Origin of the sequence: Marimonas lutisalis (assembly GCF_005434965.1) — a bacterium.
GTDB classification, from domain to species: domain Bacteria; phylum Pseudomonadota; class Alphaproteobacteria; order Rhodobacterales; family Rhodobacteraceae; genus Marimonas_A; species Marimonas_A lutisalis.
This window is the reverse complement of record NZ_SKCI01000004.1, coordinates 189,826-213,868: the sequence shown is the minus strand read 5'-3', so window position 1 is coordinate 213,868 and position 24,043 is coordinate 189,826. Positions and strand designations below refer to the sequence as shown.

Annotated in this window: 24 protein-coding genes; 12 read left to right on the top strand and 12 right to left on the bottom strand. The window is 65.2% G+C overall.

Annotated elements, in window-relative coordinates; translation table 11 throughout:
• Positions 1–3: 3 nt before the first annotated feature.
• The 6 genes from E0501_RS16925 to E0501_RS16900 all read right to left on the bottom strand — a co-directional run bounded on the left by E0501_RS16925 (position 4) and on the right by E0501_RS16900 (position 6,307).
• Entirely contained in the window at positions 4–1,278 is a 1,275-nt protein-coding gene (locus tag E0501_RS16925) for a TRAP transporter large permease (protein WP_137702583.1), read from the bottom strand.
• Positions 1,275–1,772 (bottom strand): TRAP transporter small permease, encoded by a 498-nt coding sequence (locus tag E0501_RS16920; protein WP_137702582.1) that lies wholly within the window; start codon positions 1,770–1,772, stop codon positions 1,275–1,277. Before E0501_RS16920 ends, E0501_RS16925 begins: the two co-directional genes overlap by 4 nt.
• 57 nt (positions 1,773–1,829) lie before the next feature.
• A complete protein-coding gene (locus E0501_RS16915; RefSeq protein ID WP_137702581.1) occupies positions 1,830–2,816 on the bottom strand; it encodes a TRAP transporter substrate-binding protein in 987 nt (328 codons plus the stop codon).
• Between the two features lie 186 nt (positions 2,817–3,002).
• Positions 3,003–3,344, bottom strand: a complete 342-nt coding sequence (locus E0501_RS16910) for a DUF2794 domain-containing protein (protein WP_137702580.1) — start codon at positions 3,342–3,344, stop codon at positions 3,003–3,005.
• A 480-nt stretch (positions 3,345–3,824) separates the two neighbouring features.
• Entirely contained in the window at positions 3,825–5,492 is a 1,668-nt protein-coding gene (locus E0501_RS16905) for a Y-family DNA polymerase (protein WP_137702579.1), read from the bottom strand.
• Between the two features lie 74 nt (positions 5,493–5,566).
• Positions 5,567–6,307, bottom strand: a complete 741-nt coding sequence (locus E0501_RS16900; protein ID WP_137702578.1) for a YqcI/YcgG family protein — start codon at positions 6,305–6,307, stop codon at positions 5,567–5,569.
• Between the two features lie 145 nt (positions 6,308–6,452).
• Here E0501_RS16900 and E0501_RS16895 point away from each other — a divergent pair, with 145 nt between their 5' ends.
• Complete coding sequence (locus tag E0501_RS16895; RefSeq protein ID WP_161594648.1) at positions 6,453–6,890, top strand: c-type cytochrome; 438 nt, start codon at positions 6,453–6,455, stop codon at positions 6,888–6,890.
• Positions 6,891–6,893: 3 nt separating this feature from the next.
• On the opposite strand, the gene E0501_RS16890 is transcribed toward E0501_RS16895, so the two are convergent.
• Both E0501_RS16890 and E0501_RS16885 read right to left on the bottom strand, forming a co-directional pair.
• A complete protein-coding gene (locus tag E0501_RS16890; protein WP_137702576.1) occupies positions 6,894–7,169 on the bottom strand; it encodes an I78 family peptidase inhibitor in 276 nt (91 codons plus the stop codon).
• Positions 7,170–7,235: 66 nt separating this feature from the next.
• Positions 7,236–8,795, bottom strand: coding sequence for a DUF1963 domain-containing protein (locus tag E0501_RS16885; RefSeq protein ID WP_137702575.1), 1,560 nt, complete (start codon positions 8,793–8,795; stop codon positions 7,236–7,238).
• A gap of 188 nt (positions 8,796–8,983) precedes the next feature.
• On the opposite strand from E0501_RS16885, the gene E0501_RS16880 reads away from it, so the two are divergent.
• Complete coding sequence (locus E0501_RS16880) at positions 8,984–10,096, top strand: S-(hydroxymethyl)glutathione dehydrogenase/class III alcohol dehydrogenase (protein WP_137702574.1); 1,113 nt, start codon at positions 8,984–8,986, stop codon at positions 10,094–10,096.
• Positions 10,097–10,283: 187 nt separating this feature from the next.
• On the opposite strand, the gene E0501_RS16875 is transcribed toward E0501_RS16880, so the two are convergent.
• On the bottom strand, positions 10,284–10,940 hold the full coding sequence (locus E0501_RS16875; RefSeq protein WP_137702573.1) for a flavin reductase family protein: 657 nt from the start codon (positions 10,938–10,940) through the stop codon (positions 10,284–10,286).
• 103 nt (positions 10,941–11,043) lie between these two features.
• On the opposite strand from E0501_RS16875, the gene E0501_RS16870 reads away from it, so the two are divergent.
• On the top strand, positions 11,044–11,766 hold the full coding sequence (locus E0501_RS16870) for an NYN domain-containing protein (protein WP_137702572.1): 723 nt from the start codon (positions 11,044–11,046) through the stop codon (positions 11,764–11,766).
• 96 nt (positions 11,767–11,862) lie between these two features.
• The gene (locus E0501_RS16865) at positions 11,863–13,626 is read left to right on the top strand and encodes a tetratricopeptide repeat-containing sulfotransferase family protein (protein WP_137702571.1); all 1,764 of its coding nucleotides are present in this window, start codon (positions 11,863–11,865) and stop codon (positions 13,624–13,626) included.
• Here the strand turns inward: E0501_RS16865 and E0501_RS16860 are convergent.
• Positions 13,614–14,231 carry a TetR/AcrR family transcriptional regulator gene (locus E0501_RS16860; protein ID WP_137702570.1) on the bottom strand — a complete coding sequence of 206 codons (618 nt, stop codon included), beginning with the start codon at positions 14,229–14,231 and terminating at the stop codon, positions 13,614–13,616. The two genes, E0501_RS16865 and E0501_RS16860, sit on opposite strands and share 13 nt — an antisense overlap.
• Positions 14,232–14,372: 141 nt before the next feature.
• Here E0501_RS16860 and mbfA point away from each other — a divergent pair, with 141 nt between their 5' ends.
• Positions 14,373–15,347, top strand: coding sequence for an iron exporter MbfA (gene mbfA / locus E0501_RS16855; protein WP_137702569.1), 975 nt, complete (start codon positions 14,373–14,375; stop codon positions 15,345–15,347).
• Positions 15,348–15,349: 2 nt separating this feature from the next.
• On the opposite strand, the gene E0501_RS16850 is transcribed toward mbfA, so the two are convergent.
• The gene (locus tag E0501_RS16850; RefSeq protein WP_137702568.1) at positions 15,350–15,922 is read right to left on the bottom strand and encodes a hypothetical protein; all 573 of its coding nucleotides are present in this window, start codon (positions 15,920–15,922) and stop codon (positions 15,350–15,352) included.
• Positions 15,923–16,051: 129 nt separating this feature from the next.
• On the opposite strand from E0501_RS16850, the gene E0501_RS16845 reads away from it, so the two are divergent.
• The 7 genes from E0501_RS16845 to E0501_RS16815 all read left to right on the top strand — a co-directional run bounded on the left by E0501_RS16845 (position 16,052) and on the right by E0501_RS16815 (position 22,550).
• Positions 16,052–16,984, top strand: coding sequence for an AEC family transporter (locus E0501_RS16845; RefSeq protein ID WP_137702567.1), 933 nt, complete (start codon positions 16,052–16,054; stop codon positions 16,982–16,984).
• Between the two features lie 11 nt (positions 16,985–16,995).
• Positions 16,996–17,679 carry a nitroreductase family protein gene (locus E0501_RS16840; RefSeq protein ID WP_137702566.1) on the top strand — a complete coding sequence of 228 codons (684 nt, stop codon included), beginning with the start codon at positions 16,996–16,998 and terminating at the stop codon, positions 17,677–17,679.
• 40 nt (positions 17,680–17,719) lie between these two features.
• A complete protein-coding gene (gene fghA / locus E0501_RS16835) occupies positions 17,720–18,553 on the top strand; it encodes an S-formylglutathione hydrolase (RefSeq protein ID WP_137702565.1) in 834 nt (277 codons plus the stop codon).
• Positions 18,554–18,555: 2 nt separating this feature from the next.
• Complete coding sequence (gene sthA, locus E0501_RS16830) at positions 18,556–19,980, top strand: Si-specific NAD(P)(+) transhydrogenase (RefSeq protein ID WP_137702564.1); 1,425 nt, start codon at positions 18,556–18,558, stop codon at positions 19,978–19,980.
• Positions 19,977–20,423: a YaiI/YqxD family protein gene (locus E0501_RS16825; RefSeq protein WP_137702563.1), complete on the top strand. Its 447-nt coding sequence runs from the start codon at positions 19,977–19,979 to the stop codon at positions 20,421–20,423. The genes sthA and E0501_RS16825 overlap by 4 nt, the downstream gene beginning before the upstream one ends.
• Positions 20,424–20,607: 184 nt before the next feature.
• On the top strand, positions 20,608–21,576 hold the full coding sequence (locus E0501_RS16820) for a DMT family transporter (protein ID WP_137702562.1): 969 nt from the start codon (positions 20,608–20,610) through the stop codon (positions 21,574–21,576).
• A gap of 56 nt (positions 21,577–21,632) precedes the next feature.
• Complete coding sequence (locus tag E0501_RS16815; protein ID WP_137702561.1) at positions 21,633–22,550, top strand: ornithine cyclodeaminase family protein; 918 nt, start codon at positions 21,633–21,635, stop codon at positions 22,548–22,550.
• Between the two features lie 99 nt (positions 22,551–22,649).
• Here E0501_RS16815 and E0501_RS16810 read toward each other — a convergent pair whose 3' ends face one another.
• Positions 22,650–23,882, bottom strand: coding sequence for an MFS transporter (locus tag E0501_RS16810; RefSeq protein WP_137702560.1), 1,233 nt, complete (start codon positions 23,880–23,882; stop codon positions 22,650–22,652).
• Positions 23,883–24,043: the final 161 nt, after the last annotated feature.

Below are 24,043 nucleotides of genomic sequence, written 5' to 3'. Positions count from 1 at the left end.
AGATCACCATTTGAACGGGATGTAGAGGGCCAGGTCGGGCACGAGGTAGAGCAGGCCAACGGTGACCAGCATCAGGACGAGAAACGGCGTGACGCCGCGTGCCACATCGGAAAGCGAGGCGCGAGCAACCGACTGGATAACGTAGAGGTTCAGGCCCACAGGCGGGGTGATCAGGGCGCATTCCACCATGATCACCATGTAGATGCCGAACCAGATCGGATCGAACCCCAGGCCCATCGCAGCGGGCAGCAGGACCGGGGTCATGATCAGGATCATCGACAGGGTTTCGAACACCAGCCCCATGAGCAGCAGCACGATCGAAACCACCAAGAGGAACATGATTGGCCCGTCGATCGTGGCGGCGATGAAGGCCGAGATGTCCTGCGGAATCCGATAGAGAGCGATTGCCTTGCCGAAGACCTTGGCGCCCGCGACGATCAGCAGGATCGCCGTAGTGGTGATTGCTGAATCCCGGATCGCTTCCCAAAGGGCGGCCCAAGTCAGGGTGCGCAGCCACAGCGCCGTGATGGCAAGCGCGGCGCTGAACCCGACGGCGCCGGCCTCGGTCGGGGTGAAGGCGCCCGAGTAGAGCCCGACAACGACAAGCAGGGCCAGTGCGATGGAAGGCATGGCGCGGCCGGTGGCCTGAAGGCGTTCGGACCAATCTGCGCGCGCGACAGGTGTATATGCGCCCGACAGGCGGGCATGCAGCATCGCGAATATTACGAAAAGAACCACCAGCAAAAGCCCCGGGCCCACACCTGCGAGAAACAGCGCGATCACCGACTGCTCGGTGACGAAACCGTAGACGATCATCGGAATCGACGGCGGGATCAGGATGCCCAGTGTGCCGCCCGCGGCCAGCAGGCCATAGACGAAGCGCCGCTCGTACCCGCGCGAAATCATCTCGGGGATGGCGACCGTGCCGATGGTCGCGGCCGTCGCCACGGACGAGCCCGAGATCGCGGCGAAAAGCGCGCAGCTTAGGATCGTGGCAACCGCAAGGCCACCGGGCCAATGCCCGACCCAGGCCTGAACCGCGGCAAAGAGATCGCGCCCCACGCCTCCTTTGAGCAGCACATTCGACATCAGCAGGAACAGCGGCACGGCGAGCAGGATGAACCCATCCAGCGTAGACAGTATGGCCTGCGGCGCCATCAGTGGCGAAAACCCACCTAACATGAGCATGCCCAGGCCGATGCCACCCAGGGCAAAGGCGACCGGTACGCCCAGCAACAAAAGTGCGAAGAGCGCCGCGAGGATTAACAGAATGGTCATTCGTGGCTGCTCCCGAGGCTTGCATGCGCGGTGGCGGGCAGGCGGACCAGTTCAACCACGGCCTGCAGCGCCAGGAGCGCGAAGCCCACGGGCACCGACAACTCGGCGATCCAGACCGGCAGGTTCAGGAGCGACCCGGTGGTGCGTCCACGCACGAAACTGTCGTGGAAGATGTCCCAGCCCCAGATGGTGACAATTGCCGAAAACCCGATGATGAACAAAAGCGCGAGTCCCGCGCAGAACTTTTGCGCACGCAGCGGCAAGAGATTGGTGAGCGCGTTCACCGTGATATGTTGGCGCAGCGTCAGCACATGCGCCATGGCCAGCAGGCAGCCCCATATCAGGCAGAGTTGGCTGAGCTCGGCCGCCCAGATTGTCGGGCGGATGAAGAAATAGCGGGCAATCACCTCATAGGTCAGCATCAGGCCCGTCAGGGCCAGCAAGCCGGCGCCCGTGATGCCGGCCAGGCGTGAGATCAGGTTGATCAGGGACATTTTCCACAATATGCGGGCGGTGAAAGCGCACCGCCCGCAATCCTTTCAGGCCGAGGATCAGGACCCGCCGCCGACGGCGTCGAGAATCTTCTTGCCCGCGTCGCCCGCGGCCGAGAGATAGGCGTCATAGACGGGCTGGGCCACGGCCTTCCACGCGGCAAGGTCTTCGTCGCTGAGCTCGACCACAGTCATGCCGTTTTCCTTGGCCGCTGCATAGGCGTCGGCTTCGATCTGGGACATGCGGTCACGTACGTTGTCCTGGGCTACGTTGGCAGCCTCGGTGATCTGTCCGCGCACTTCCTCCGAGAGGCCGTTCCACCAGTCGGTGTTGACCACGACCACGAATTCGATATCGGCATGGTTGGTCACGGTGATTGTGTCCATCACCTCCCACAGCTTGCGCGATTTCACACCCGAAACACCGGTCATGCCCACGTCGACCGTGCCGCGCTGATAGGCGAGGTATTGTTCGGAGCCCGAGATCAGCGTCGGCGCGCCACCGGCCGCCGAGACGAAATCGCCCAGGGTCTTGCCGAAGACGCGGACCTTCTTGCCCTTCAGGTCGTCGGGTGTCTTGATCGGGCCGCCTTTGGACAGCATGATCGCACCGCCATAGGCCTGCCAGAACAAGATCTGGCCACCGGTCTTGGCAACTTCCTCTTCGATCACGCTGCGCACGGTCGAGCCCGGGGCCACGGCGGCGCGCACCTTCTCTTCGGTGTTGAAGAGGAACGGCATGTAGAAGACATCGACCACCGGCGCATCGCCGACATAGCGGGTGAGCGAGGCGACGCCCGCCTCGATCGCGCCGGAGCCGACGGCGGCGGGGACTTCCTTGTCCTTGTAGAGCTGGGCACTGTCATAAATCTCGACATCGATGGCACCGTTCGTACGTGCCTCGACCTCCTTTTCGAACAGCACGAGGTTTTCGCCGAGGTGACTGGTCAGCGGCAGCTGTAGCGATATGCGCATCTTCTCTTGCGCAAATGCCGACGTTCCAAGCACGGCAAGCATCGCCGCGCCGCAAAGGGCTTTCTTGAACATTTTCTCCTCCCGTATGTTTACCGCAGCCAAATTAAAGGTCGCGCGGCGACTGGCAAGTTTCTTTTTTGGCCAGATCAGCCATTGGGAGATTTCAAAAAAGTCGTGTGACCGATCCCACGAGCGCGCAACAAAAGACTGCCCAGAGATTGCAGTGCCAGGCTTTCCAAATGGTGAATAGTGTGCGCGTCAGTCGACCGGGCGGATCAACTTGCGCTCGAGTACGCGCAGAACGGTGCGCAGATCGTGCCCGCGTTTGAGGATCTGCCCATCCATGCCGACAACGCAGTACTGGCCCTGCCGGTTGCGCAGTTTCGGCCTTTTTTCAATGCGGTAGAGCGGATGCTCGGCAGTGCGCCGGAAGACGGAAAAGACTGCGGCATCGCGCAGGCAGGAAATGCCGTAATCGCGCCATTCGCCCGCGGCGACCATGCGGCCATAGAGCGACAGGATCACGCTAAGCTCGGTGCGGTGAAAGGACACCTGCGACGAGGTCTGGCCGGGAAAGGGCGTTGGATCCTGAATTGTCATGTTTTCAGTCTGCGCCCTTTCATGCGCGGAAATCAAGCCTTGGCTGTCCACCGTGCGATCGGGTTAACGCAGCCGCGGCGCGGCGAAAGCCGGGGGGTGATCTTCGGCTGTCCTCCGGCTGACATGCGTGCACCGCCGCAGCGCGGCAAATCTTTACGGTTTCTTTAGTTAACCGCGCGTGCGGTAGGCCGCCCCCCGGCACACGGCCCGCCCGCCCACCCCCGTGCGCCGGGGGGCTTGGCGCGCCATGGCAAAGGGTGCGCGCGTGGAGAGGGCGGAGTTTGAGTATTTGGACCAAGAAAGAGCGAAGGATCGGATGGCCCATGTCTCTTTCTTGGCAAAAATACTCAATGGCCTGACCTGTCGGCCGGCGGCGCGGTGGAGGATCAGGCAGGCGGATGATGGCCTGGCGGGGCCGAGGCGCCAGCCGAGGCTCCGCCCCGCCGCGGCGCGTGGAACACGCGGCGCAAAACCTCGGGCTCAGGCAAAGCTGCCATGACAGAACCAGCCCGGCGAGAGGGCGGCGCCATGGGCGAAGTAGAGCCAGAGCCGAAGACCCTCGGTCGTGGTGATGGTCCAGTAGTCGCGGGTGCCGGTGCGCCAGTCGGGCATGTCGAGCCACCATTCCGGGGCAATCCGTTCGGGGCCGCGGGCCGTAGCGAGGCGATGCTCCTGGCCGCGCCAGCGGAAATGCTCGGCGGGGCTGGGATGGTCGGGGGCGAAGACCGGTTCGGGCGGCCAGAGCAGCAGCGGCCGGGGCGGGCCCGGGCGCGCGGGCCAGGCGGCGCAGGGCGCGGACCAGGCAGCGGCCAGGACCTGGGCGCCTTTTTCGGGCAGGTGGCTGTCGCCCGGATGGCGGCGGGTGATCGCCTCCATGCCGATGCGTGCGCCCAACCGGCCGATCAGGTCTTCGAGTGCCGCGCCATTGGCGCGCCGGCTGCGGCTGTGGCGGCTGGCGTGATCGTGGCCGCCATGGACGCGGTCGGCCGGTTCGGTCTGCACCGCCTCGAGCCGCAGCATGTCGATGCCGAAGCCGGCCTCGATCTCGTCGAGTTTCATCGCCAGGAGCGGGCGGATGCGGTGCGGATCGGTGCCGGGGCGGGCCAGCGTGACGTGCACCGCCTGCATCGTGCCGTCGCTGAGGAAGGCCTGCAGAGCGACCGTGCGGGCGGCATGGCCCTTTTCGTCCAGCATTTCACACAGCCGGGGCAGGAGCCGGTCGAGCGCGGCCAGCATGTCGTCGATCAGGCCGATCGGCTCGGGGAGGGTGAGCCGGGTGGCAAAGCGTGTGTCGGGCCGGGCGGGCGAGACCGGTTCGGGGGTGGCGCCGAGCGCCTGGTCGAGCCGGTGCACCAGCCCCTTGCCGAAGCGGCGGGCAAGCCCGGCGCGTGGCTGGCCGGCCAAGTCGCCGATCTGGCGCAGCCCGAGGCGGTTGAGTTGTTCGATCGTTGCAGGCTCGATCCGCAGCGCCGCCACCGGTAGGGGGGCGAGCGCGGCGCGGGTCTGGCCTGGGGCGGCGATGCGGTGGCTGGCATGGGCGGCCGGGATGGCTGGACGGGGCGCGGTGCCCCCGCGGCGGGTCCAGTGGCGGCGCCTGGCCGCGCGCGAGCGGGTGGCGCGGGCCTCCTGGTCGATGGCGTCGCCCGAGCGGTGAGATACTGTCCCTTGCCCGGCAAAACGCGCCAAGGCCCAGGCCGCGCCGCGGCTGTCGGCCAGGCCGGCGCGCAGGCTGAGCCCGAGGGCGGTGCAGCTTTCCTCGATCTCGTTCAGCATCGACTCTTCGCCGCCGAAGAGATGGGCGCAGCCGGTGGTATCGAGCACCAGCCCGTCTTCGCCATCTTCGGCCACCCAGGGCGAAAACCGCGTGGCCCAGCGGCGCAGGGTGGTCAGGAACGCCGCCTCGGCCTGGGCGTTGCGCAGCCGTGTCACCAGTTGCGGGCACATCGCCATGGCATCGCGCAGCGGCTGGCCGGTGTGCAGCCCGGCATCCCGCGCTGCGGGCGAGAGCGAGCTGAGCACCTGCATCTGCCCGGTATCGCGCACCACGGCGAAGGGCACGGTCGGATCATGCGCCGTGGCGGCGTGGCGCAGGAGCCGTTCGGCCCCGAGGGCGGGGAACCAGAGCGAAAGGATGCGGCGGGCAGGCATGGCAGCAATACATGTTCATGATTTGTTCCAATTCTGCCGCGAGTCGCGCCGCGAGTCGAGAGGGCGCGTGCGGATCAGGTGCCGCGCGGACGGAAGGGGCAGGTGGCGGGAAAGTTGTCGTTGTCGTCGGGTAGGGCGTATTGCGGCCATTCCAGTTCGCCCTTGAGGTATTTGCCCAGCACCGGCGCGTGGGGCATGCCGTCATAGGCCTCGGCCCGGGCGCGGATCACGCTGCGCACGCGGCGGCCTTCGGGGGTTTCGCCCGCGACCATGTCAAAGCGTTCGCGCGGGTTCACGATGAACAGGAAATGCCGGCCAAGGTTGCGGCTTTTGCGGCGCTCATGCGCGGGTGCGGACATGTTGATGAACAGTTGCATGCCGGCAAAGCACATTGACCAGAAGGGTGCGGCCGGATCGCGGGCGACATCGTCGGGCCAGGGGGCGGGATCGTGATCGTGCCAGTTCTGGATCATGTCCCACCCGAAGGCGTGGTAGCCGGCAAGTTCGGTGGGCGGAACGGCCGTGGCCGAAAACGCCATCACCAGCGGGTGCGCTGTGTTGATCTGCCCGTCCCATTGCCGGCTGAGCGCCACGTATTCGGCCAGGTCGGCGCGCATGGCGGCCAGCGCTTGCGCGCCCGTGTCCTCGACAAAGGAAAACATAACGAGCGAGCGGCGGAAGGCGTTCTGCGAGAAAGTGCAGGGAAACCCAGAGGGCGGCGTCAGGCGCTGTGCCAAGTCTTCAAGCACGTGGCCATGCCAGTCGGCGCCGCGATAGGACGGATCGGCAAGAGTGCTTTGCGAGACGAGGGCCAAGGCGGGTCTCCCTTCCTGCCATGGACGGTTGCGGTTTCGCGAATATGTAGGGGGTGAGGCGCGAAAGGCAAGCCGGTCACGCCCATGTCAGTTGCGCGGGCGGGCGTGGCAGGGCACGGTCATGCAAATCGCAAAGGAGGACAGGATGCGAAAAATCGGCATGGTGGCCATGGCGGCGATCGGGTTGGGCACTGCCGTTCTGGCCCATTCCGGGGTGAAGAACCCGGCGGTCAAGGCGCGGATGGACCTGATGGGCGAGATCAAGGATGCAACCGGCGTTCTGGGCGGCATGGCCAAGGGCGAGATCGCTTTCGACCCGGCCCGCGCCGCCGCGGCGCGCGAGGCCCTGATCGAACAGGCGGGCCGGATTCCGCCTGCCTTCGAGGCACGGGAGACCGATCCGAAATCCGAGGCACGGGACGAGATCTGGACCGATTGGGATGGTTTCATCGCCCGTGCGCGGGCGATGGAGGATGCGGCCGCGGCTCTCAATGCGGGCTCGCTTGACGGGGTACGCGCCGGGATGGGCGCGCTGGGCCAGAGCTGCGGCGGGTGCCACAAGCCCTATCGCATCGACAAGTGATGCCTAGCCGCAATGCACCTTGGTGATAAGCCCGTTTTCATCGAGTAGGACATTGAGCCGCATCGGGTTGTAATCCATCGTCATGATCGAGCCCGGCGGCAGGATGCGCAGCGGGTCATGCCCGGTGAGATCGACCGAGTTCACCGGCTGGCCTATTGCCGATTGCAGCGCCGCGGCGCCGCAGGTGGTTTCATCCGGTTGTGTTGCGGGCGGTGACTCGGCCATGCAGCCGGGCAGCAACAGGCTCGCCGCGAGAGCGGTCAGGATCGGGGTGCGCATTGGGGCTCCTTCGGTTTTCCGCATGATGGAGGCAGGAGGCCCGGCAGGCAAGGGCGGGGCTGACGCCTAGCCGGAAACCCGTCCGAAGCAGGCCCGGAACTCGCCCGAGCTCAGTGCGTCGGGGGCGATGAAGATGCCCAGATCGTCGGTATCGCCGAAGGTCCAGCCGATCAGTTCGCTGCTTTGCAGGCGCAGGAGCAGCGCCGAACCGGTGTCGGCGGCGTCGCGGAAGCGGGCGGGGATCGGGCCACCCATGGTGCCGCGTTCGTGGATCGCGTGCCAGGCCCAGAGCTCTTCGAACATACGGCGCTGGGGCTGCGGAAGGTTATCGGGTGCAGCGGCGTAGACCTGCCGCGCATAACGATCGAGCCAGCGGAAATAGCTGTGCAGGATCTGGTCATGCTCGAGAACGCTGCGCATCACCGGCACCTGCGTACCGTCGGCGGCCACTTCGTAGCTTTCCAAAGTCAGGCTTTCGAGGCCCGACAGCATCAACGACAGGATTTCCTGGTCGAGCTCCAGGCCAAGGCCTTCGGCACGCTGCAGTTCGCTGGACAGTTCGGCAAGGTGGGTGCGGGTTTCCTCGAGCGACAGGAGAAACGCGTGGGTCTTCGGATTCTTGTCGTTCGCGTCGCTCAGCGTTGCGAGTACCTGGTGCTGCCAGTCCAGATCGGTGCGGATCACCGCGACCAGCAGCTGTGCCGAAACCCAGTCGAACGGATGGAAACGCGGATCGGACAGGTCCAGCTCGGACTCGAGCAGGGCGCCGCGATTGTCGGGGCGCGTGTATTTGAACCGGCGTTCAAGGCGGGCATCTTCATCCGGGTCGACCGGGCGGATGTCGATCGGCCAGCGTGGCATGAGCGACGGTTTGCCCGTGATGTCGGCAATCAGGTCCGAGCGCGACAGGCGCGGGCGCGGATAGACGAGTTTTGCGGGCGGCTGGCGTTCCGGCCCGAAGCGCTCGGAATGGACCACGGCCAGGCGGCCCTGCCGTTCCTGTGACATGAAAATCGCGAGCCAGCCCTGGTGCGGGCCACGCCCGCCCCACAGCCCGGCCGGCAGGTGTGAACAGCTGATCTGGGCCAGGAAAAGCGCTGGTTTGTTGTCGAGTACCGGCCATTCGATATCGGACGGCAGGTGCGGAAGGCCACCCAACCAGCTGTGCACGTCGGTATGCCGGTTGAGCGGCACGACCGGACGCAGGCGCACGGCCTCGGCCTGAAGCGGGGTGTGATCCACTGTCGGATCGAAAGAGGCCTCGGACGGGATCTCCGCGATTTCGGCGCCCGTGCCGCCTGCATCGGCGAGAAAGGCATGCGTTGTTTCGACGGGTGCGGGCTGGTCCGCGGTTGCATCAGCAAACCCGGCTCCGGCGGGAACCATGCCGGCGTGCTGCATGTCTTCCGCGTCTAGATTGGCCAGGGCGCGGCTGCGCGAGACCGCAGCAGTGACGCGATCAGCCGACCCGGCGTTGGAGCCGGTCAACTGGGCGCTGGCAAAGATCAGCATCCCGAAGAACGTGAACACGAATTCGCCGGCGATGAAGCCATTGAAGAAAATGGCCAGGCCCAGCAGGCGCAACAGCGGTTTCGTCCAGCTTTGTTCGGCGCGAATAGCGATCATGGCAGCATCCTGTTCCCCGATTTCCCAGGAGTCTCGGCCCGGACAGTGACGATTCTGTGGCACCCTTGGGGCATTGCAGCGGCGAACGGGGACGATGCTCTGCAATCGCCGCCACCCATGAACTTGCCTTGATCTATGTGCCGTATTGCCGCAGTCTGCAGCGGAACAAGCGAGGGAGGATCGACGCGATGCGCACCAGAGCCGCCGTGGCCGTAGAGGCCGGTAAACCACTGGAAATCATGGACGTGAACCTGGAAGGTCCCAAGGCCGGCGAGGTTCTGGTCGAGATCAAGGCGACGGGAATCTGCCACACGGACGAATTTACCCTGTCGGGCGCCGATCCCGAAGGCCTGTTCCCGGCGATCCTGGGGCATGAGGGTGCGGGCGTGGTTCTGGAAGTAGGGCCGGGGGTAACCTCGCTCGCGCCGGGCGACCACGTGATTCCGCTCTACACGCCGGAATGCCGCGAATGCGAGTACTGCCTCAACCCGAAGACCAACCTTTGCCAGTCGATCCGGACAACCCAGGGCCAGGGCCTGATGCCGGACGGCACCAGCCGGTTCTCGATGCTCGATGGCACGCCGATCCTGCATTACATGGGCTGCTCGACCTTCTCGAACCACACGGTCCTGCCCGAAATCGCGCTGGCCAAGGTGCGCAAGGACGCGCCGTTCGACAAGATCTGTTATATCGGTTGCGGCGTGACCACCGGCATTGGCGCGGTGATCAACACCGCCAAGGCCGAGATCGGCTGCCGCGCGGTCGTCTTCGGGCTGGGGGGCATCGGCCTCAACGTGATCCAGGGGCTGCGGCTTGCCGGCGCCGACCAGATCGTCGGCGTCGATATCAACGACTCGAAAAGCCAGATGGCGCGGCATTTCGGCATGACCGATTTCGTCAACCCGAAGGATGTGAAGGGTGATCTCGTGGGTCACCTGGTCGAGCTGACCGGGGGCGGCGCGGACTATTCCTTCGATGCGACCGGCAATGTCGATGTGATGCGCACCGCGCTGGAATGCGCCCACAAGGGCTGGGGCGAAAGCATCATCATCGGCGTGGCCCCGGCCGGCGCCGAGATCTCAACGCGGCCCTTCCAGCTGGTCACGGGCCGGGTGTGGAAAGGCACCGCCTTCGGCGGCGCACGCGGCCGCACCGATGTGCCCAGGATCGTCGACTGGTACATGGACGGCAAGATCGCGATCGACCCGATGATCACCCACACGATGGGGCTCGAGGATATCAACAACGGCTTCGACCTGATGCACCGGGGTGAATCGATCCGCTCGGTCGTGGTGTACTGACGCAGGCGATGGGGCGCTGCGCCCCGGGCCGCATGACAGGCCCGGTCAGATGAAGGCGGGCTCGATCCCCGGATTCATCTGACCCCAAATACCTTGGGGGTGAATGGCGAAGCCAGAGGGGGCAACGCCCCCTTTCGGCCGAGCGGAGCGAGGCCCCCCGGCGACGCGCGGCGCGCGGCGCAAACCCTCAGCTCGATTTGCCCTCCAGCCCCACCAGCGTGGCCGGGTTGTCTGAGGGGATCTTCATCTCGAACACCTCGGTCACCGAGGTGTAGTCATAATATCCCAGCCGCGCGAGCGGACGGATGCGGGGGATATCCAGCTTGCCTTCGGCGGTGACAACGTCGTCGTTGACGTGGATGCGCATGACCTCGCCATAAACCACATCGACCCAGCCGTGGTTCGAATGCCCGCGCAGGCGATGGGTCGAGAGGTAGCGGCATTCGAAATGCGCGGGGCTTTCGGCCACGCGGGGGGCGGGAGCGTCGATGCAGGCGGCCCTGGTCACGCCCGCGCGGTCGAATTCATCCACATCGGCAGGCAGTTCCATGGCCGAGATATTGACCGCCTCGCGCAGGTCATAGGTGGCCATGTTCCACACGAACCAGCCGGTCTGCTCGGCGTTCACCACCGTGTGCTTGCGCGTGCCATCCGACAGCTGGTTGGCGGCGAACATCACCATCGGCGGATCGAAGGTGAGGTTCTGCCATTGGGAATATGGCGCAAGGTTGGGCACGCCGTCGGTGGAAATGGTCGATAGCCAGCCGATCGGCCGCGGTACGGTGCAGGATTTGAACGGCGAAAACGGCAGCGGGCAGTCTTCGGATTGGGGCGCGTAATGCATGGCGGTCTCCTTTTACCTGCCAGACTGGGGCAGGCCATGCGGCCAAGGCAAGGGGTTTCGCCCGGCGCGGACGCGGCGTAGGGTTGTCGGGAAAGGAAACCACATGAGCGATGCGACCCCGCTTCTGGCGGTGCTGATCGATGCCGACAACACCTCGCCCAAATGGACCAAGGCGATCTTCGACGAGATCGCCGGTATGGGCGAGGCCAGCGTGCGCCGCGTCTATGGCGATTTCTCAAGCCAGCAGATGAGCGGCTGGAACAAGGTGCAGGCCGAGTTCGGCCTTGTGCCGCATCACCAGCCGGCCAACACCGTGGGCAAGAACGCCAGCGATATCGCGCTGGTGATCGACGCCATGGACCTGATGCATTCGGGCCGGTTCGACGGCTTCGTGCTGGTCAGTTCGGACAGCGATTTCACCCGGCTGGCCAGCCGGGTGCGCGAGCAGGGACTGGATGTTTACGGCATAGGAGCGCGCAAGACGCCCGAGGCGTTTCGCAAGGCCTGCAAACGGTTCATCTTCCTGGAGAACCTGGAAGGGGCCGAGACGGTTGCGGGCGGCAAGGCCGGGGGCGGCGCAAAGCCCGCGGCCGGCGGCAGGCTGACCGAGGCGCGCGACCTGATCCTGAAGGCGATGGACAGTATCGACCAGGAAGAGGACTGGTACAACCTGGGCCGGTTGGGCCAGATGATCCTGGCCGCGCATCCCGATTTCGATACCCGCAGCTATGGCAAGAAGAAGCTGAGCGATCTCGTCACAGAGCTGAAGATCTTCGAGACCCGCCGCGGTGCTGGCAACCAGCTGGAAGTGCGGCGCATCGATTGAGCCGGGGCGCGTCGGCGGCAAAAACGTGGTGGCGGTAACGGATTCTTTGCCCCTCTGGACAATGCTGGGGCGGAACCTTTTCCGGATGGGGACGCCATGCCACGCCAAGCCGCACTGCCCGTGACCCGATACCGGGCGCCCGACCTGGACGGAATTAAAAAGCTTTACGATCGTGGCGCCTGGCGCAAGGCGCTTTACCGCGCGAAGCAGGCGTTGCGGCAGATGCCGGATCACGCCGGATTGCTGGCGCTGGCCGGGATGGCGGCGCGCAAACTGGGCCATTGGAGCGAGGCCGAGGCGTTGCTGCGCAGGGCGGTTAAGGCCGATGCGCCGGGTGGAGACCCTGCGCGGCGGCTGGCGGCGCTGCTCCTGGAGCGCGACAGGCCGGAGGAGGCGGTGGCATGGTTTTCCGAACGGCTGCGCACCGCGCCGGAAGACGCATCGGCCTGCAACGGGATGGGCATGGCGCTGTTGGCGACGGGGCGGTTTCCACAGGCGCTGACCATCCTTTCGGAGGCGGTCCGGCTGGCTCCGGATGAGGCGGATTACATGGCCAACCTGGGCCGGGCCTTCGAACTGGCCGGGATGATGGCCGAGGCGCGGCGGGCCTTTGGCCTGGCCTGCGCGATCGCCCCGGACAATCCTGGCCACCACGCCGCCCGGGCGCGGCTGGAGCAAAAAAATGGTGCCACCGAAGCGGCGCTGGAGAGCTTGCGGGCGGCGGGTGAGCGATGGCCGCAAGATGCGGAGATATTGAACACGCGGGCCGTGATCCTGTCGGCGCTGGGCGAAGTGGACGCCGCCAGGGACGCGTTGCGCGCGGCGATCCGGGCAGATCCGGGCAACCATGCGCCGCTGGTCAACTACGCGACGTGGTTTTCGGTGGCCAATGCCCCGGAAATTCCCAAGGCACTGCGGCGGATGGCGCAGGATGAAGGGGGCGATCGGTCGAAACGCGCCTCGGTGATGTTCACGCTGGCGCGGACCGAGGAAGAGGCGGGCGACGACGCGGCGGCCTATGAAGCATTGTTGCAGGCAAACCGGATGCGGCGGGCCGGCCTGCGGTATGACCCGGAAAATGATGCGCGCATGTTCGCCGCACTGAAACGGGAGTTCGCCGACGCCAGAGCGGCAGAGCCGGCGGGTGACGCCGCGGGGCCGGTGCCGATCTTCATCACCGGCCTGCCGCGCTCGGGCACGACGCTGACCGAAACGATCCTGTCGCGGCACGCAGATGTCACCGCGCTGGGCGAGCTGGACACGTTGATGCATGCGGTGCGGCGCAACTGGCTGAACCCGGACCTGCCCGTAGCGGAGAAACCCGCCGCGCTGGCACGCGACTATATGCAGGCGCTACCGCCCGTGGCGCAGGCAGCGCGCCATGTGACGGACAAGATGCCGCTGAACTTCCGCTTTATCGGGCATGTCGTGCTGTCGATGCCACGGGCGCGTATCGTGCATGTCACCCGCGATGCGCGCGCGACGTGCTGGTCGATCTTTCGGCACAATTTCTCGAGCGCGGGCAACGCCTTTGCCTATGATCCCGAAGACCTGGTGCGTTATCATGCGCTCTATCGTGACCTGATGGCGTTCTGGGAGGCGCGGTTTCCCGGGCGGATCGTCACGCTGGACTACGATGCGCTGGTGGCCGACCAGGAGGCGCAGACGCGGGCGTTTCTGCGCGCGCTGGGGCTGGAATGGGACCCGGCCTGCCTGAGCCCGGAGAAATCCCGGCGAGCGGTGCTCACGGCATCATCGGGGCAGGTGCGGCGCAAGGTCTATGGCGGCAGTTCGCAGGGCTGGCGGCGGTTTGAGCGATTTGCCGGGGAATGGCTGAACCAGCTGGATCAGGCGCCGTAGCGGGCAAGGAACGTATCGACGGCCTCGCGGGCGACTTCGGCGATCTCGTCTTCTGAGAACTGCGATTGCACGCCGAAAACGGCGCGCAGCCAGAGGCGCGATTTGGCCAGGTCGGCGAATTGCTCGGCGGCGAGCGTTGGGTTCTCGATCCTGAGTTCGCCGCGCGCCACCGCGTCCTGAAATCCGGCTTCCAGCTGCTTGCGGCCCATTTCCGGGCCGCTTTCGTAATAGGCGCGTGCAAGTTCGGGAAAGCGGTCACGCTCGGACACGCAGATGCGGAACATCTGCTGGGAAAAATCCGACAGAAGGAAGCGCGCCAGCTGGCCGGCGACCATGGTCAGCACCTCGCGGATGGGGGCATCCATGTCGATTTCCTGGCGCGCGGCGACGGCCATGCGGTCACACTCGGCCCGGGCCACCTCCATGAAGAGCAGCGCCTTGTCCGGGAAATAACTGTAGAGCGTGGCCTTGGAGACGCCCGAGGCGCGGGCGATGTCATCGACGCTGGCGCCTTCGAAGCCGTCGGCAAGAAAGACCTTGCGGGCGCCTTCGAGCACCTGGTCGAATTTCCGGCCGGTTCGCTTGATCTCGGTCCGCGCGTTCATGTCGCCCCTCCCTTCGGACCTTGGAATACTAAACCGCACAGTTCAGTTGCGACAAGGCCGCAGTGCGCCAGGGGCAATCTGTCGCTTGTCTCGGATCGGCGCGGCCCATAGGCTTGGGGCAATTCCATAACGGGGGACAAGATGCGTTTCTTTACCCAACGCCGCCATTTTTCGGACCTGAGCGAGCAGGAAATCCTGGCGCTCGCGATTTCGTCGGAAGAGGACGACGCGCAGATTTATCGGACCTATGCCGAGCGTCTGCGCGCGGATTTCCCGGATTCGGCCAAGGTGTTCGAGGGTATGGCCAAGGAAGAGGATGGCCACCGCCAGCGCCTGATCGACGTGTTCAAGCGGCGCTTTGGCGATACGATTCCGCTGATCCGGCGCGAACATGTCGCGGGCTATTACGCGCGTCGGCCCGTCTGGCTGATCGAAAACCTCGGCCTGGAGCGGATCCGCGAAGAGGCCGAGGCGATGGAGCGCGATGCCGAGCGGTTCTACCTGGCGGCCGCCAAGAGGACCGAGGATGCCGCGACGCGCAAACTGCTGGGCGATCTGGCCGCGGCGGAAGCGGGTCATCAACATACCGCCGAACGGCTGGAGAGAGAGCACCTGCCGGAGGACGCGCGGGAAGAAGAGGCGCGCATGGCGCACCGGCAATTCGTGCTGACCTGGGTGCAGCCCGGCCTGGCGGGATTGATGGATGGCTCGGTCTCGACGCTGGCGCCGATCTTTGCCACCGCTTTCGCCACGCAGGATACCTGGACCACTTTCCTGGTGGGGCTGGCGGCGTCGGTGGGCGCGGGTATCTCGATGGGCTTCACCGAAGCGGCCAGCGACGACGGCGAGATTTCGGGCCGGGGCAGCCCGCTCAAGCGGGGGATTGCCAGCGGGGTGATGACGACCGTAGGCGGGCTGGGCCATGCGCTGCCCTACCTGATCCCCGATTTCTGGACCGCGACGGTGATTGCCATCATCGTGGTGTTCGTCGAGCTGTGGGCGATCGCCTGGATCCAGAAGAAATACATGCAGACGCCGTTCATGCGCGCCGCGTTCCAGGTGGTTCTGGGCGGTGCGCTCGTCTTTGCTGCCGGTGTGCTGATCGGCAGCGGCTAGCGTCAGTTGCGCGCGCGGCGGCGGGCGCGTTCGCGTTTCGTCGCCAGCACTTCGAGACGGGGTTTCCATGCGTAGTCGGGATCGGTGCGCGTGGGCGTCCATGTCAGGCGTCCATAGCCTGCGCGCCACGGATCGAGCACGATACCCTGGTACATGCCTTCGCCCATGGACGAGATGATCGCGGTGGAGTGGTCGATGCGCAGCGGGTTGTCGGAATTGGCAATCGCGCGGTGGATCGACAGGGTTTCGAACTGCTCTTGCTGCAGGCGGCGTTCCATCGCCTCGGCCCAGTGCCAGCAGAGCCCACGCGGGCGCAGGCCCATGTTGACCTTGGTGTTGTGCAAGAGCGGCGAATCCGAGACCTGCCATTGGCTGGCCAGTTGCAGGGGATAGAGATGGGCGATTTCGGCAGCGCGGTAGGCCTCGGCCGGTTCGATGTTCGGGCCCATAGCCTGGATGGCGCGGGCCAGGTCGGCAATCTGGTCGTCGCGCGATTGCGGCGCGCTGGCGCAGGCGGCAAGAACCAAGAAGGCCAGCATGGCCCAGAGCGTTGTGATTTTTCGAAGGATATCCATGGCACCGGTCCCGATCATTCGATGCATAATGTGCTAGCGTCTGTCCGCCGGGCTGTCGAGAGGGCGGGGAAAATGCGGGCGGAGATGTTTCCCCGTTGCACTTGCCCGCCTGCATGATACGACATTTTCATGCTTGAGGTGTTCCTGCAGACCATCCCTTTTTTCGCGCTGATCGGCGTGGGATACGGCGCGGGCAAGACCGGCTTCTTTACCGAGGAAGCCACCGCCTACCTGACCAAGTTCGTCTTCTACTTTGCGCTTTCGGCGATGATCTTCCGGTTTTCGGCCAACCTGACGCTGCGCGAGCTGATCGATACCCGTTTTATCAGCGCGTATCTGTGGGGGTCGGGTTTCGTTTACGGGATTGCGCTGGCCATTGCCTATCTGCGGGGGCTGGGGACCGAGGAAGCTTCGGTCGAGGCGCAATGCGCGGTCATTGGCAATACCGGGTTCCTGGGCGTGCCGATGCTGGCGCTGCTGCTGGGCGAAGCGGCGATCGGACCGGTGATGATGGTGCTGGCGATGGACCTGATCGTTTTTGGCTCGCTGATCGTGATCCTGATCACGGGCGGGCGCGACGGGCGGATGAGCGTGGCGGTGCTGGGCACGGTGGGCATGGGCCTGCTGAAGAATCCGATGATCATGTCGATGGCGCTGGGCCTGCTGTGTTCGGGGCTTGAGATTCCGATCCCCGGTCCGGTGAACGATTTCGTGGGTATCCTGGGCGGGGCGGCGACGCCGGGTGCGCTCTTTGCCATTGGCGCGTCGCTGGCCAGCAAATCGGCCGAGCGGATGTTCGTGGCGGGCTGGCTGTCCTTCTGCAAGTTGATCCTGCATCCGCTTTTCGTGGCCTTTGCCGCGCTCTACCTGTTCCCGGTCGATCCGTTCCCGGCGGCGGTGATGATTGCCTGTGCCTCGCTTCCGGTGGCGGGCAATATCTATATCCTGGCACAGCATTACGGGGTGGCGCCGCATCGCGTGTCGGCCTCGATCCTGATTTCGACGGCGATCAGCGTGCTGACCGTGCCACTGGTCATCGCCTGGATCACGCAGCTTTACTGAGGGGGACCGCCATGGCGGAAGATTACAAACCGGTGCCGCTGCCCGACTGGGTGGACCGGCCGGATGACGAGATTGCCGCGCGGGCGCACGAGTTTCGCGCGGAGATGGCCCGGCGGCACACGATCCGCGAGTTTTCCACCCGGCCGGTGGCGCGCGGGGTGATCGAGGATTGCATCGCCACCGCGGGCCTTGCGCCCAGCGGGGCGAACCACCAGCCCTGGCATTTCGTTGCGATCGCCGATCCGGGCGTGAAGGCGAAGATCCGCGAGGCTGCGGAGAAGGAGGAAGAGCGGTTCTATGCGGGTGCGGCTGGCGATGAGTGGCTGAGTGCGCTGGAGCCCATTGGCACGGGCGTTTCAAAACCGCACCTGGAGGTGGCGCCCTGGCTGATCGTCGTCTTTGCCCAGCGTTGGGGACTGCGCGAGGATGGCAGCCGTTACAAGCACTATTACGTGCCTGAAAGCGTGGGCATCGCCAGCGGCTTCCTGATCGCGGCGTTGCACCGGGCAGGGCTGTCGGCGTTGACGCACACGCCGAACCCGATGAAGTTCCTGACCGAGATCTGCGGCCGGCCGGAGCATGAAAAGCCGATCATGATCGTGGCCGTCGGCCATCCGGCGGATGACGCAACCGTTCCGGAAAAGGCGCTGAAGAAGAAGCCGCTGGGCGAAATTTCGACATTCATGGACAAGTGAGCCGGCCCTGAGGGCCGGGATGAAAAGACAGGAGAGCGCGATGGAAACGGTATCGGAAAACAAATGTTTCGGCGGGGTGCAGGGGGTTTATACCCATAGCTCGGACGCCTGCGGCTGCCCGATGACATTCGGTCTTTTCCTGCCGGAAGAGGCGCGCGACGGGCCCGTACCGGTTCTGTGGTACCTGAGCGGGCTGACCTGCACGCATGAAAACGCGATGGTGAAGGCGGGCGCGCAGGGCTGGGCCGCCGAACAGGGCATCGCGCTGGTGTTCCCCGACACCAGCCCGCGCGGCGAGGATGTGGCCGATGACGAGGCCTATGACCTGGGCAAGGGCGCGGGGTTTTACGTGAACGCGACGCAAAGCCCCTGGGCGCCGCATTACAACATGTGGGATTACGTGGCCGAAGAACTGCCCCGCGTGCTGGATGCGAATTTCGCCGTGGACATGGAGCGGCAGGCGATCACCGGCCATTCGATGGGCGGGCATGGCGCTCTGACGCTCGCAATGGGTCTGCCCGGGCGCTACCGTTCCGTCTCGGCCTTTTCGCCGATCTCGCACCCGACGGCGAGCGACTGGGGACGCAAGCAACTGAGCGCCTACCTGGGCGAGGACGAGGGTACATGGCGGCGCCATGATGCGACGTTGATGATGCGCGAACACGGGTTCGATGGTCCGATGCTGATCGACACGGGCACCAACGACCAGTTCATCGACCTGCTGCGCCCCGAGGACTTCGCCCAGGCGGTCGCGGTGCGGCGCCAGCAGGCGACGCTGCGGCTGCAGCCGGGCTATGACCACAGTTACTTTTTCGTCAGCACTTTCATGGAAGATCACGTGGCCTTCCATGCCGCGGCGCTTTACGCGGGATAAGCATGCGCGATTACGACCTGATCATTATCGGCTCGGGGCCCTCGGGCCGGGCGGCGGCCATTCAGGCCGGCAAGCTGAAGCGCCGGGTGCTAGTGATCGACCGTAAGTACCGGCTGGGCGGGGTTTCAGTGCATACCGGCACGATCCCGTCGAAAACCCTGCGCGAGACGGTGCTGAACCTATCGGGCTGGCGCGAGCGGAGCTTTTACGGGCGGTCCTACCGCGTGAAGGACGATATCGACGCGGGAGACCTGAAAGCACGGCTGCACATGACGCTGGATCACGAGGTCGACGTGCTGGAGCACCAGTTCAACCGCAACCACGTGGATACGCTGAACGGCTTTGCCCGGTTCACCGGCCCGAACGAAGTGGAAGTGGCCACCGAGGCGGGAGAGACAAGACGCCTGACAGCCGAAAAATTCATCATCGCCACCGGCACCGTGACCTTCCGGCCCGACTATGTGCCGTTCAATGGGCAGAGCGTGGTCGATAGCGACGAGTTCCTGGAACTGGCGCGGATTCCGCGTAGCCTTGTCGTGGTGGGGGCCGGGGTGATCGGGGTGGAATATGCCACGATGTTCTCGGCGCTCGATGTGCGGGTGACGCTGATCGAGCCGCGCGAGACCTTCCTTGATTTCATCGACAAGCGGCTGATCGAGGATTTCACCCACCAGATCCGCGAGAACGGTGTCGACCTGCGGCTGGGATCAAAGATCGACAGGATCGAGGACGCGGGCGAGCATGTCGAGGTGACGCTGGAAAACGGCCGCCACGTGCGCGCCGAGATGCTGCTTTTTGCTGCTGGCCGGATGGGCGCGACAGCGAAGCTGAACCTCGAGGCCGTGGGCATCGAAACCGACCATCGCGGACGGATCGAGGTGGACCGCAAGACCTATCAGACCGGCTCGGGGCATATCTATGCCACCGGCGACGTGATCGGGCATCCCTCGCTCGCCTCGACCTCGCTTCAGCAGGGGCGGGTGGCGGCCTGTCATGCGCTGGAAACGCCGACGCTGCCGGAGAGCCCCTGGTTTCCCTATGGCATCTACTCGGTCCCCGAGATTTCCACCTGCGGCATGTCGGAGGAGGAGATGCAGGAGCGCGGCATTCCCTACGAAGTGGGGATCGCGCGACTCCGCGAAACCAGCCGCGGGCATATCATGGGGCTGGAACACGGCATGCTGAAGATGTTGTTCTCGCTCAAGACCCGGCGGGTCCTGGGCGTGCAGATCGTGGGCGAAGGGGCGACCGAACTGATCCACATCGCGCAGGCGGTGCTGAACCTGAAGGGCACGGTGGATTACTTCGTGCAGAACACGTTCAACTATCCCACCCTGGCCGAGGCCTACAAGATCGCCGGCCTGGACGCGTTCAACCGCATGCCGATCCCCGAGGAATACAAGGTCAGGAAGGGCAGGGCGGAGTGATTTACGTTGATGCTGATGCCTGCCCGGTGAAAGTCGAGGCCGAGCGGGTTGCCACGCGGCACGGGACGAAGATGTTCCTGGTGTCGAATGGCGGGCTGCGGATGTCGCAGAACCCGCTGGTCGAGGTGGTGATCGTGCCCGAGGGGCCGGACGTGGCCGACATGTGGATCGCCGAGCGGGCGCGGCCCGGCGATGTGGTGGTGACGGGGGATATCCCGCTGGCGGCGAAATGCGTGGAAGCAGGGGCAGCCGTGCTGAAGCCCAATGGCGAGCGGCTGACCCAGGCAAATGTGCGCGAGGCGCTGGCGATGCGTGACCTGATGACCGACCTGCGCGCCGCCGATCCCTTCCGGCAGGGCGGCGGCAAGGGGTTCACCAAGACCGACCGGTCAAGGTTCCTGGAGGCGCTGGAGCGCGAGTTGCGGGCCGCAGCACGCGGGTGAGGGGCGCGGCGCGGCGACGTCCCGCCCACCCACCCCCGCCGCCGCGCCGCGCGGCGTCTCTCGGGCCGATTGTCAGGTGGCGCCGTTGGACGCCTCCGGCGGGAGTATTTCGGGCAAGATGAAGAGTGCCGGCGCTTTACTTTTTCCGATGGCTTGCGTCTTGTGATCGGGAAGGGAGCGGGGAATGCGCGCGGTGAGCGGGACAAGCGGCAACTTGATCGGGGCGCTTTGCGCGGCCGTGGCGGTGATGTGTTTTTCCGTCAACGACGTCGGCATCAAGTTCCTGTCCGGAGATTATGCGCTGCACCAGGTGGTGTTGATCCGCTCGTTGATCGGGACGGCGGTGTTCGTGGCCGTGATCATGCCGCTGAGCGGCGGTTGGCGGGTGATGAAGACGGCCCGCCTGGGTATGCACATGATCCGGGGGCTGTGCGTGGTGCTGGCCAACATGTGCTTTTTCCTGGGTTTGGCGGCGTTGCCCATTGCGGACGCAGTGGCGATTTTCTTCATCTCGCCGCTGGTGATCACGGTGTTTTCCGTGGTGTTCCTGGGCGAGCATGTGGGGCCGCGGCGGTGGATGGCGATTTTCCTGGGCTTCGCCGGGGTGATGGTGATCGTGAAGCCGGGAACCTCGGCGTTTCAACTGGCCTCGCTCTTGCCGATCGTGGCGGCGACGCTTTATGCCACGCTGCACACGCTGACCCGCAAGATCGGCGGCACCGAAAGCGCCGCGACGATGGCGTTTTACATCCAGATCACCTTTGTCGCGACCTCGGCTGCGATCGGGCTGGTGCTGGGCGATGGCGCATTGGCGGGAAATGCGCATCCATCGCTGGAGTTTCTGACGCGGGCCTGGGGGGCGGTGGCGCCGGGGGATTATGCCGTGCTGGCCGCGATCGGGGTGACGAGCGTGGCGGGTGGCTATTTCATCAGCCAGGCCTATCGGATGAGCGAGGCGGCCTTCGTGGCGCCGTTCGAATACGTGGCGATGCCGATGGCGGTGATCTGGGGGGTAACGGTGTTTGGTGAATGGCCCGATTGGACCGCGTGGGTGGGCATCGCGATGATCGTGGGCGCGGGGCTGTTCCTGCTGTGGCGCGAGGCCGAGGTGCACGAAGAAGTGGCCGCCGAGGGGCCGAAATACAGGCGGTGATTTGACCCGACGGGCAACGGCGTTAGGGTGGGGCCAGAAAACCAGGGAGCGGACTGATGGACGTGACGATGATCCCCTTTGCAGAGGGGGAGAAGCTGCTGGACTGGGTCGGGCTGACCCGGGCCTTTGAAGAAGGCCACAAGCGGCAGAAGGCCGAGATCGGGGACACGTTTCTTTATCGTGATGCCGATACCCTGCTGAGCCGGGCGGCGTGGATCGATGGCATGGGCATCGCGGTGAAAAGCGCCACGGTGTTTCCGGGCAACCCGGGCAAGGGCAAGCCGATGATCGGCGGCGCGGTGAACCTTTACGACGATGCCGACGGGCGGTTCGAGGCGGTGCTGGATTTCCACCTGGTGACCAAGTGGAAGACCGCCGGAGACAGCCTGTTGGGGGCGCTGAAGCTGGCGCGCAGGGATGCGCGCAAGGTTCTGATCGTTGGGGCGGGCACGGTGGGCCGGTCGCTGCGCGAGGCCTATGCGGCGGGGTTTCCCGAGGCAGAGTTCACGGTATGGAACCGGACACGGGAGAATGCCGACAAAATGGCTGCGGAGTACCCCGGCATGGCCGTGGCCGATGACCTGGAGGCGGCGGTGAAAGAGGCCGATATCGTTACCTCGGCCACGATGGTGACCGAGCCGGTGCTGAAGGGCGAGTGGTTCCAACCGGGGCAGCATATTGACCTGATCGGCGCCTATCGGCCCGACATGCGCGAGGTGGATGACGTGGCGCTGCAAAGGGCGCGGGTTTTCGTGGACAGCTACGACACCACGGTGGGCCATATCGGCGAGATCAAGATCCCGCTGGAGACGGGCGCGATCCGGCGCGAGGACCTTGTGGCGGATTACTACGACATGGAGAAATTCGTGCGCGGCTCGGACGACGAGATTACGCTGTTCAAGAACGGCGGCGGGGCGCATCTGGACCTGATGACCAGCCGCTATATCCTGGATGCGTGGCGGGCGCGGGGGTAGGTTTCCTGCTTCGTGTGCCGGGCTGAAGCCCGGCCTACGCTTGATTTTTCACGAAGGGCAGGATGGCAGGCAGGTGTTAACAGCGGTTTAACCGGTCGTTCAGGCCGGCACGAGGCGGCGTTCCCTGACCGGCAGATGCACGATGGCGGAAAATGCGCCGACGCCGACGCCCACCCACCAGACGGCGGTGTAGCTGCCGTAGATGTCATACATCCGCCCGCCCAGCCAGACGCCCAGGAAGCTGCCCAGCTGGTGGGAGAAGAACACGATGCCGTAGAGCGTGCCCATGTAGCGCAGCCCGTAGAGATGCGCGATCAAACCGCTGGTGAGCGGCACGGTGGCAAGCCACAGCGCGCCCATCGAGACCGAAAAGAGAAGCACGGTGGCCGGTGTCATCGGGGTAAGGATGAAGGCCGCGGCCACCAGCGTGCGACCGGTGTAAATACCTGCAAGAAGGTACTTTTTCGAGTAGCGGTTGCCGAGCCAGCCCGCCAGCAGCGTGCCCGCCACATTGGCCAGGCCAATGAGCGAGATCGCCACGGCGCCGAGCCGCGAGGTGGTGGTGATGCCGAGATTGTGCAGAAGCCCGCCCGAGGCGATGGGGCCGCACATTTCGGTGACGAAGGCGGGGAAATGCGCGGTGACGAAGGCGAGTTGGTAGCCGCAGGAGAAAAACCCGAGGAAAATCAGCGTGTAGGAGGGATCGCGGAAAGCCTTGCGCAGGACCGCGCCCATGCTTTCCTCGAGCTCGGCACGGGTGGCGGGGCGGGGCGCGCGCATCATCGGCAGCATCAGGAGCGACAGGAGAATGGCGGCGGCGAAAATCACGAAGACGGTTTGCCAGGGAAACCAGGTGAGCAGCCATTCGGCGGTGGGGGCGCCCACCACCTGTCCGGCCGAGCCCGCGGCGGTGGCGATGGCGAGGCTCATCGAGCGGTTTTCGTCCGAACTGGCGCGGCCGACGACGGCGAGGATGACCCCGAATCCGGTGCCGGCGATGCCGAATCCGACAAGGATTTCAAAAAGTTGATGCGCCGTGGGTGATGTGGCATAGGAGCTGAGCACGAGGCCTGCGGCATAGGTAAATGCGCCGATGACGATCGCCTTGCGATCGCCGATTTTCTCGGCGATGGCGCCGAAAATGGGCTGGCCGATGCCCCAGAAGAGGTTTTGCAGGGCAATGGCCATCGAGAACTCGGCCCGGGCCCAGCCGAACTCTTCGGCGATGGGGATCTGGAACACCCCGAAGCTGGCCCGCACCGCGAAGGACACGAGGATAATGATACACCCGGTTACGAGGACCGGGGTGATGAGCGGTGCGGATTTCTGCATGCGCGTCTCCTGTCGCGGCGGAGACTAGCGGCGGCGGACAGGACGTCAATTCAGGAAATGGAAAGAAAGGTTAACGGCAGCGAGCGGCCCGGGAGAGGGGGGTGATGTCCGGCTGACATCCGGCTGACATGCGTATGACATACGAGAGGGTATGGCGGTGG

Excerpts from the sequence above, each read along its gene's own strand:
- E0501_RS16925 (WP_137702583.1), bottom strand. The coding sequence starts at position 1,278 with ATGACCATTCTGTTAATCCTCGCGGCGCTCTTCGCACTTTTGTTGCTG.
- E0501_RS16920 (WP_137702582.1), bottom strand. The coding sequence starts at position 1,772 with ATGTCCCTGATCAACCTGATCTCACGCCTGGCCGGCATCACGGGCGCC.
- E0501_RS16915 (WP_137702581.1), bottom strand. The coding sequence starts at position 2,816 with ATGTTCAAGAAAGCCCTTTGCGGCGCGGCGATGCTTGCCGTGCTTGGA.
- E0501_RS16910 (WP_137702580.1), bottom strand. The coding sequence starts at position 3,344 with ATGACAATTCAGGATCCAACGCCCTTTCCCGGCCAGACCTCGTCGCAG.
- E0501_RS16905 (WP_137702579.1), bottom strand. The coding sequence starts at position 5,492 with ATGCCTGCCCGCCGCATCCTTTCGCTCTGGTTCCCCGCCCTCGGGGCC.
- E0501_RS16895 (WP_161594648.1), top strand. The coding sequence starts at position 6,453 with ATGCGAAAAATCGGCATGGTGGCCATGGCGGCGATCGGGTTGGGCACT.
- E0501_RS16890 (WP_137702576.1), bottom strand. The coding sequence starts at position 7,169 with ATGCGCACCCCGATCCTGACCGCTCTCGCGGCGAGCCTGTTGCTGCCC.
- E0501_RS16885 (WP_137702575.1), bottom strand. The coding sequence starts at position 8,795 with ATGATCGCTATTCGCGCCGAACAAAGCTGGACGAAACCGCTGTTGCGC.
- E0501_RS16880 (WP_137702574.1), top strand. The coding sequence starts at position 8,984 with ATGCGCACCAGAGCCGCCGTGGCCGTAGAGGCCGGTAAACCACTGGAA.
- E0501_RS16875 (WP_137702573.1), bottom strand. The coding sequence starts at position 10,940 with ATGCATTACGCGCCCCAATCCGAAGACTGCCCGCTGCCGTTTTCGCCG.
- E0501_RS16870 (WP_137702572.1), top strand. The coding sequence starts at position 11,044 with ATGAGCGATGCGACCCCGCTTCTGGCGGTGCTGATCGATGCCGACAAC.
- E0501_RS16865 (WP_137702571.1), top strand. The coding sequence starts at position 11,863 with ATGCCACGCCAAGCCGCACTGCCCGTGACCCGATACCGGGCGCCCGAC.
- E0501_RS16860 (WP_137702570.1), bottom strand. The coding sequence starts at position 14,231 with ATGAACGCGCGGACCGAGATCAAGCGAACCGGCCGGAAATTCGACCAG.
- mbfA (WP_137702569.1), top strand. The coding sequence starts at position 14,373 with ATGCGTTTCTTTACCCAACGCCGCCATTTTTCGGACCTGAGCGAGCAG.
- E0501_RS16850 (WP_137702568.1), bottom strand. The coding sequence starts at position 15,922 with ATGGATATCCTTCGAAAAATCACAACGCTCTGGGCCATGCTGGCCTTC.
- E0501_RS16845 (WP_137702567.1), top strand. The coding sequence starts at position 16,052 with ATGCTTGAGGTGTTCCTGCAGACCATCCCTTTTTTCGCGCTGATCGGC.
- E0501_RS16840 (WP_137702566.1), top strand. The coding sequence starts at position 16,996 with ATGGCGGAAGATTACAAACCGGTGCCGCTGCCCGACTGGGTGGACCGG.
- fghA (WP_137702565.1), top strand. The coding sequence starts at position 17,720 with ATGGAAACGGTATCGGAAAACAAATGTTTCGGCGGGGTGCAGGGGGTT.
- sthA (WP_137702564.1), top strand. The coding sequence starts at position 18,556 with ATGCGCGATTACGACCTGATCATTATCGGCTCGGGGCCCTCGGGCCGG.
- E0501_RS16820 (WP_137702562.1), top strand. The coding sequence starts at position 20,608 with ATGCGCGCGGTGAGCGGGACAAGCGGCAACTTGATCGGGGCGCTTTGC.
- E0501_RS16815 (WP_137702561.1), top strand. The coding sequence starts at position 21,633 with ATGGACGTGACGATGATCCCCTTTGCAGAGGGGGAGAAGCTGCTGGAC.
- E0501_RS16810 (WP_137702560.1), bottom strand. The coding sequence starts at position 23,882 with ATGCAGAAATCCGCACCGCTCATCACCCCGGTCCTCGTAACCGGGTGT.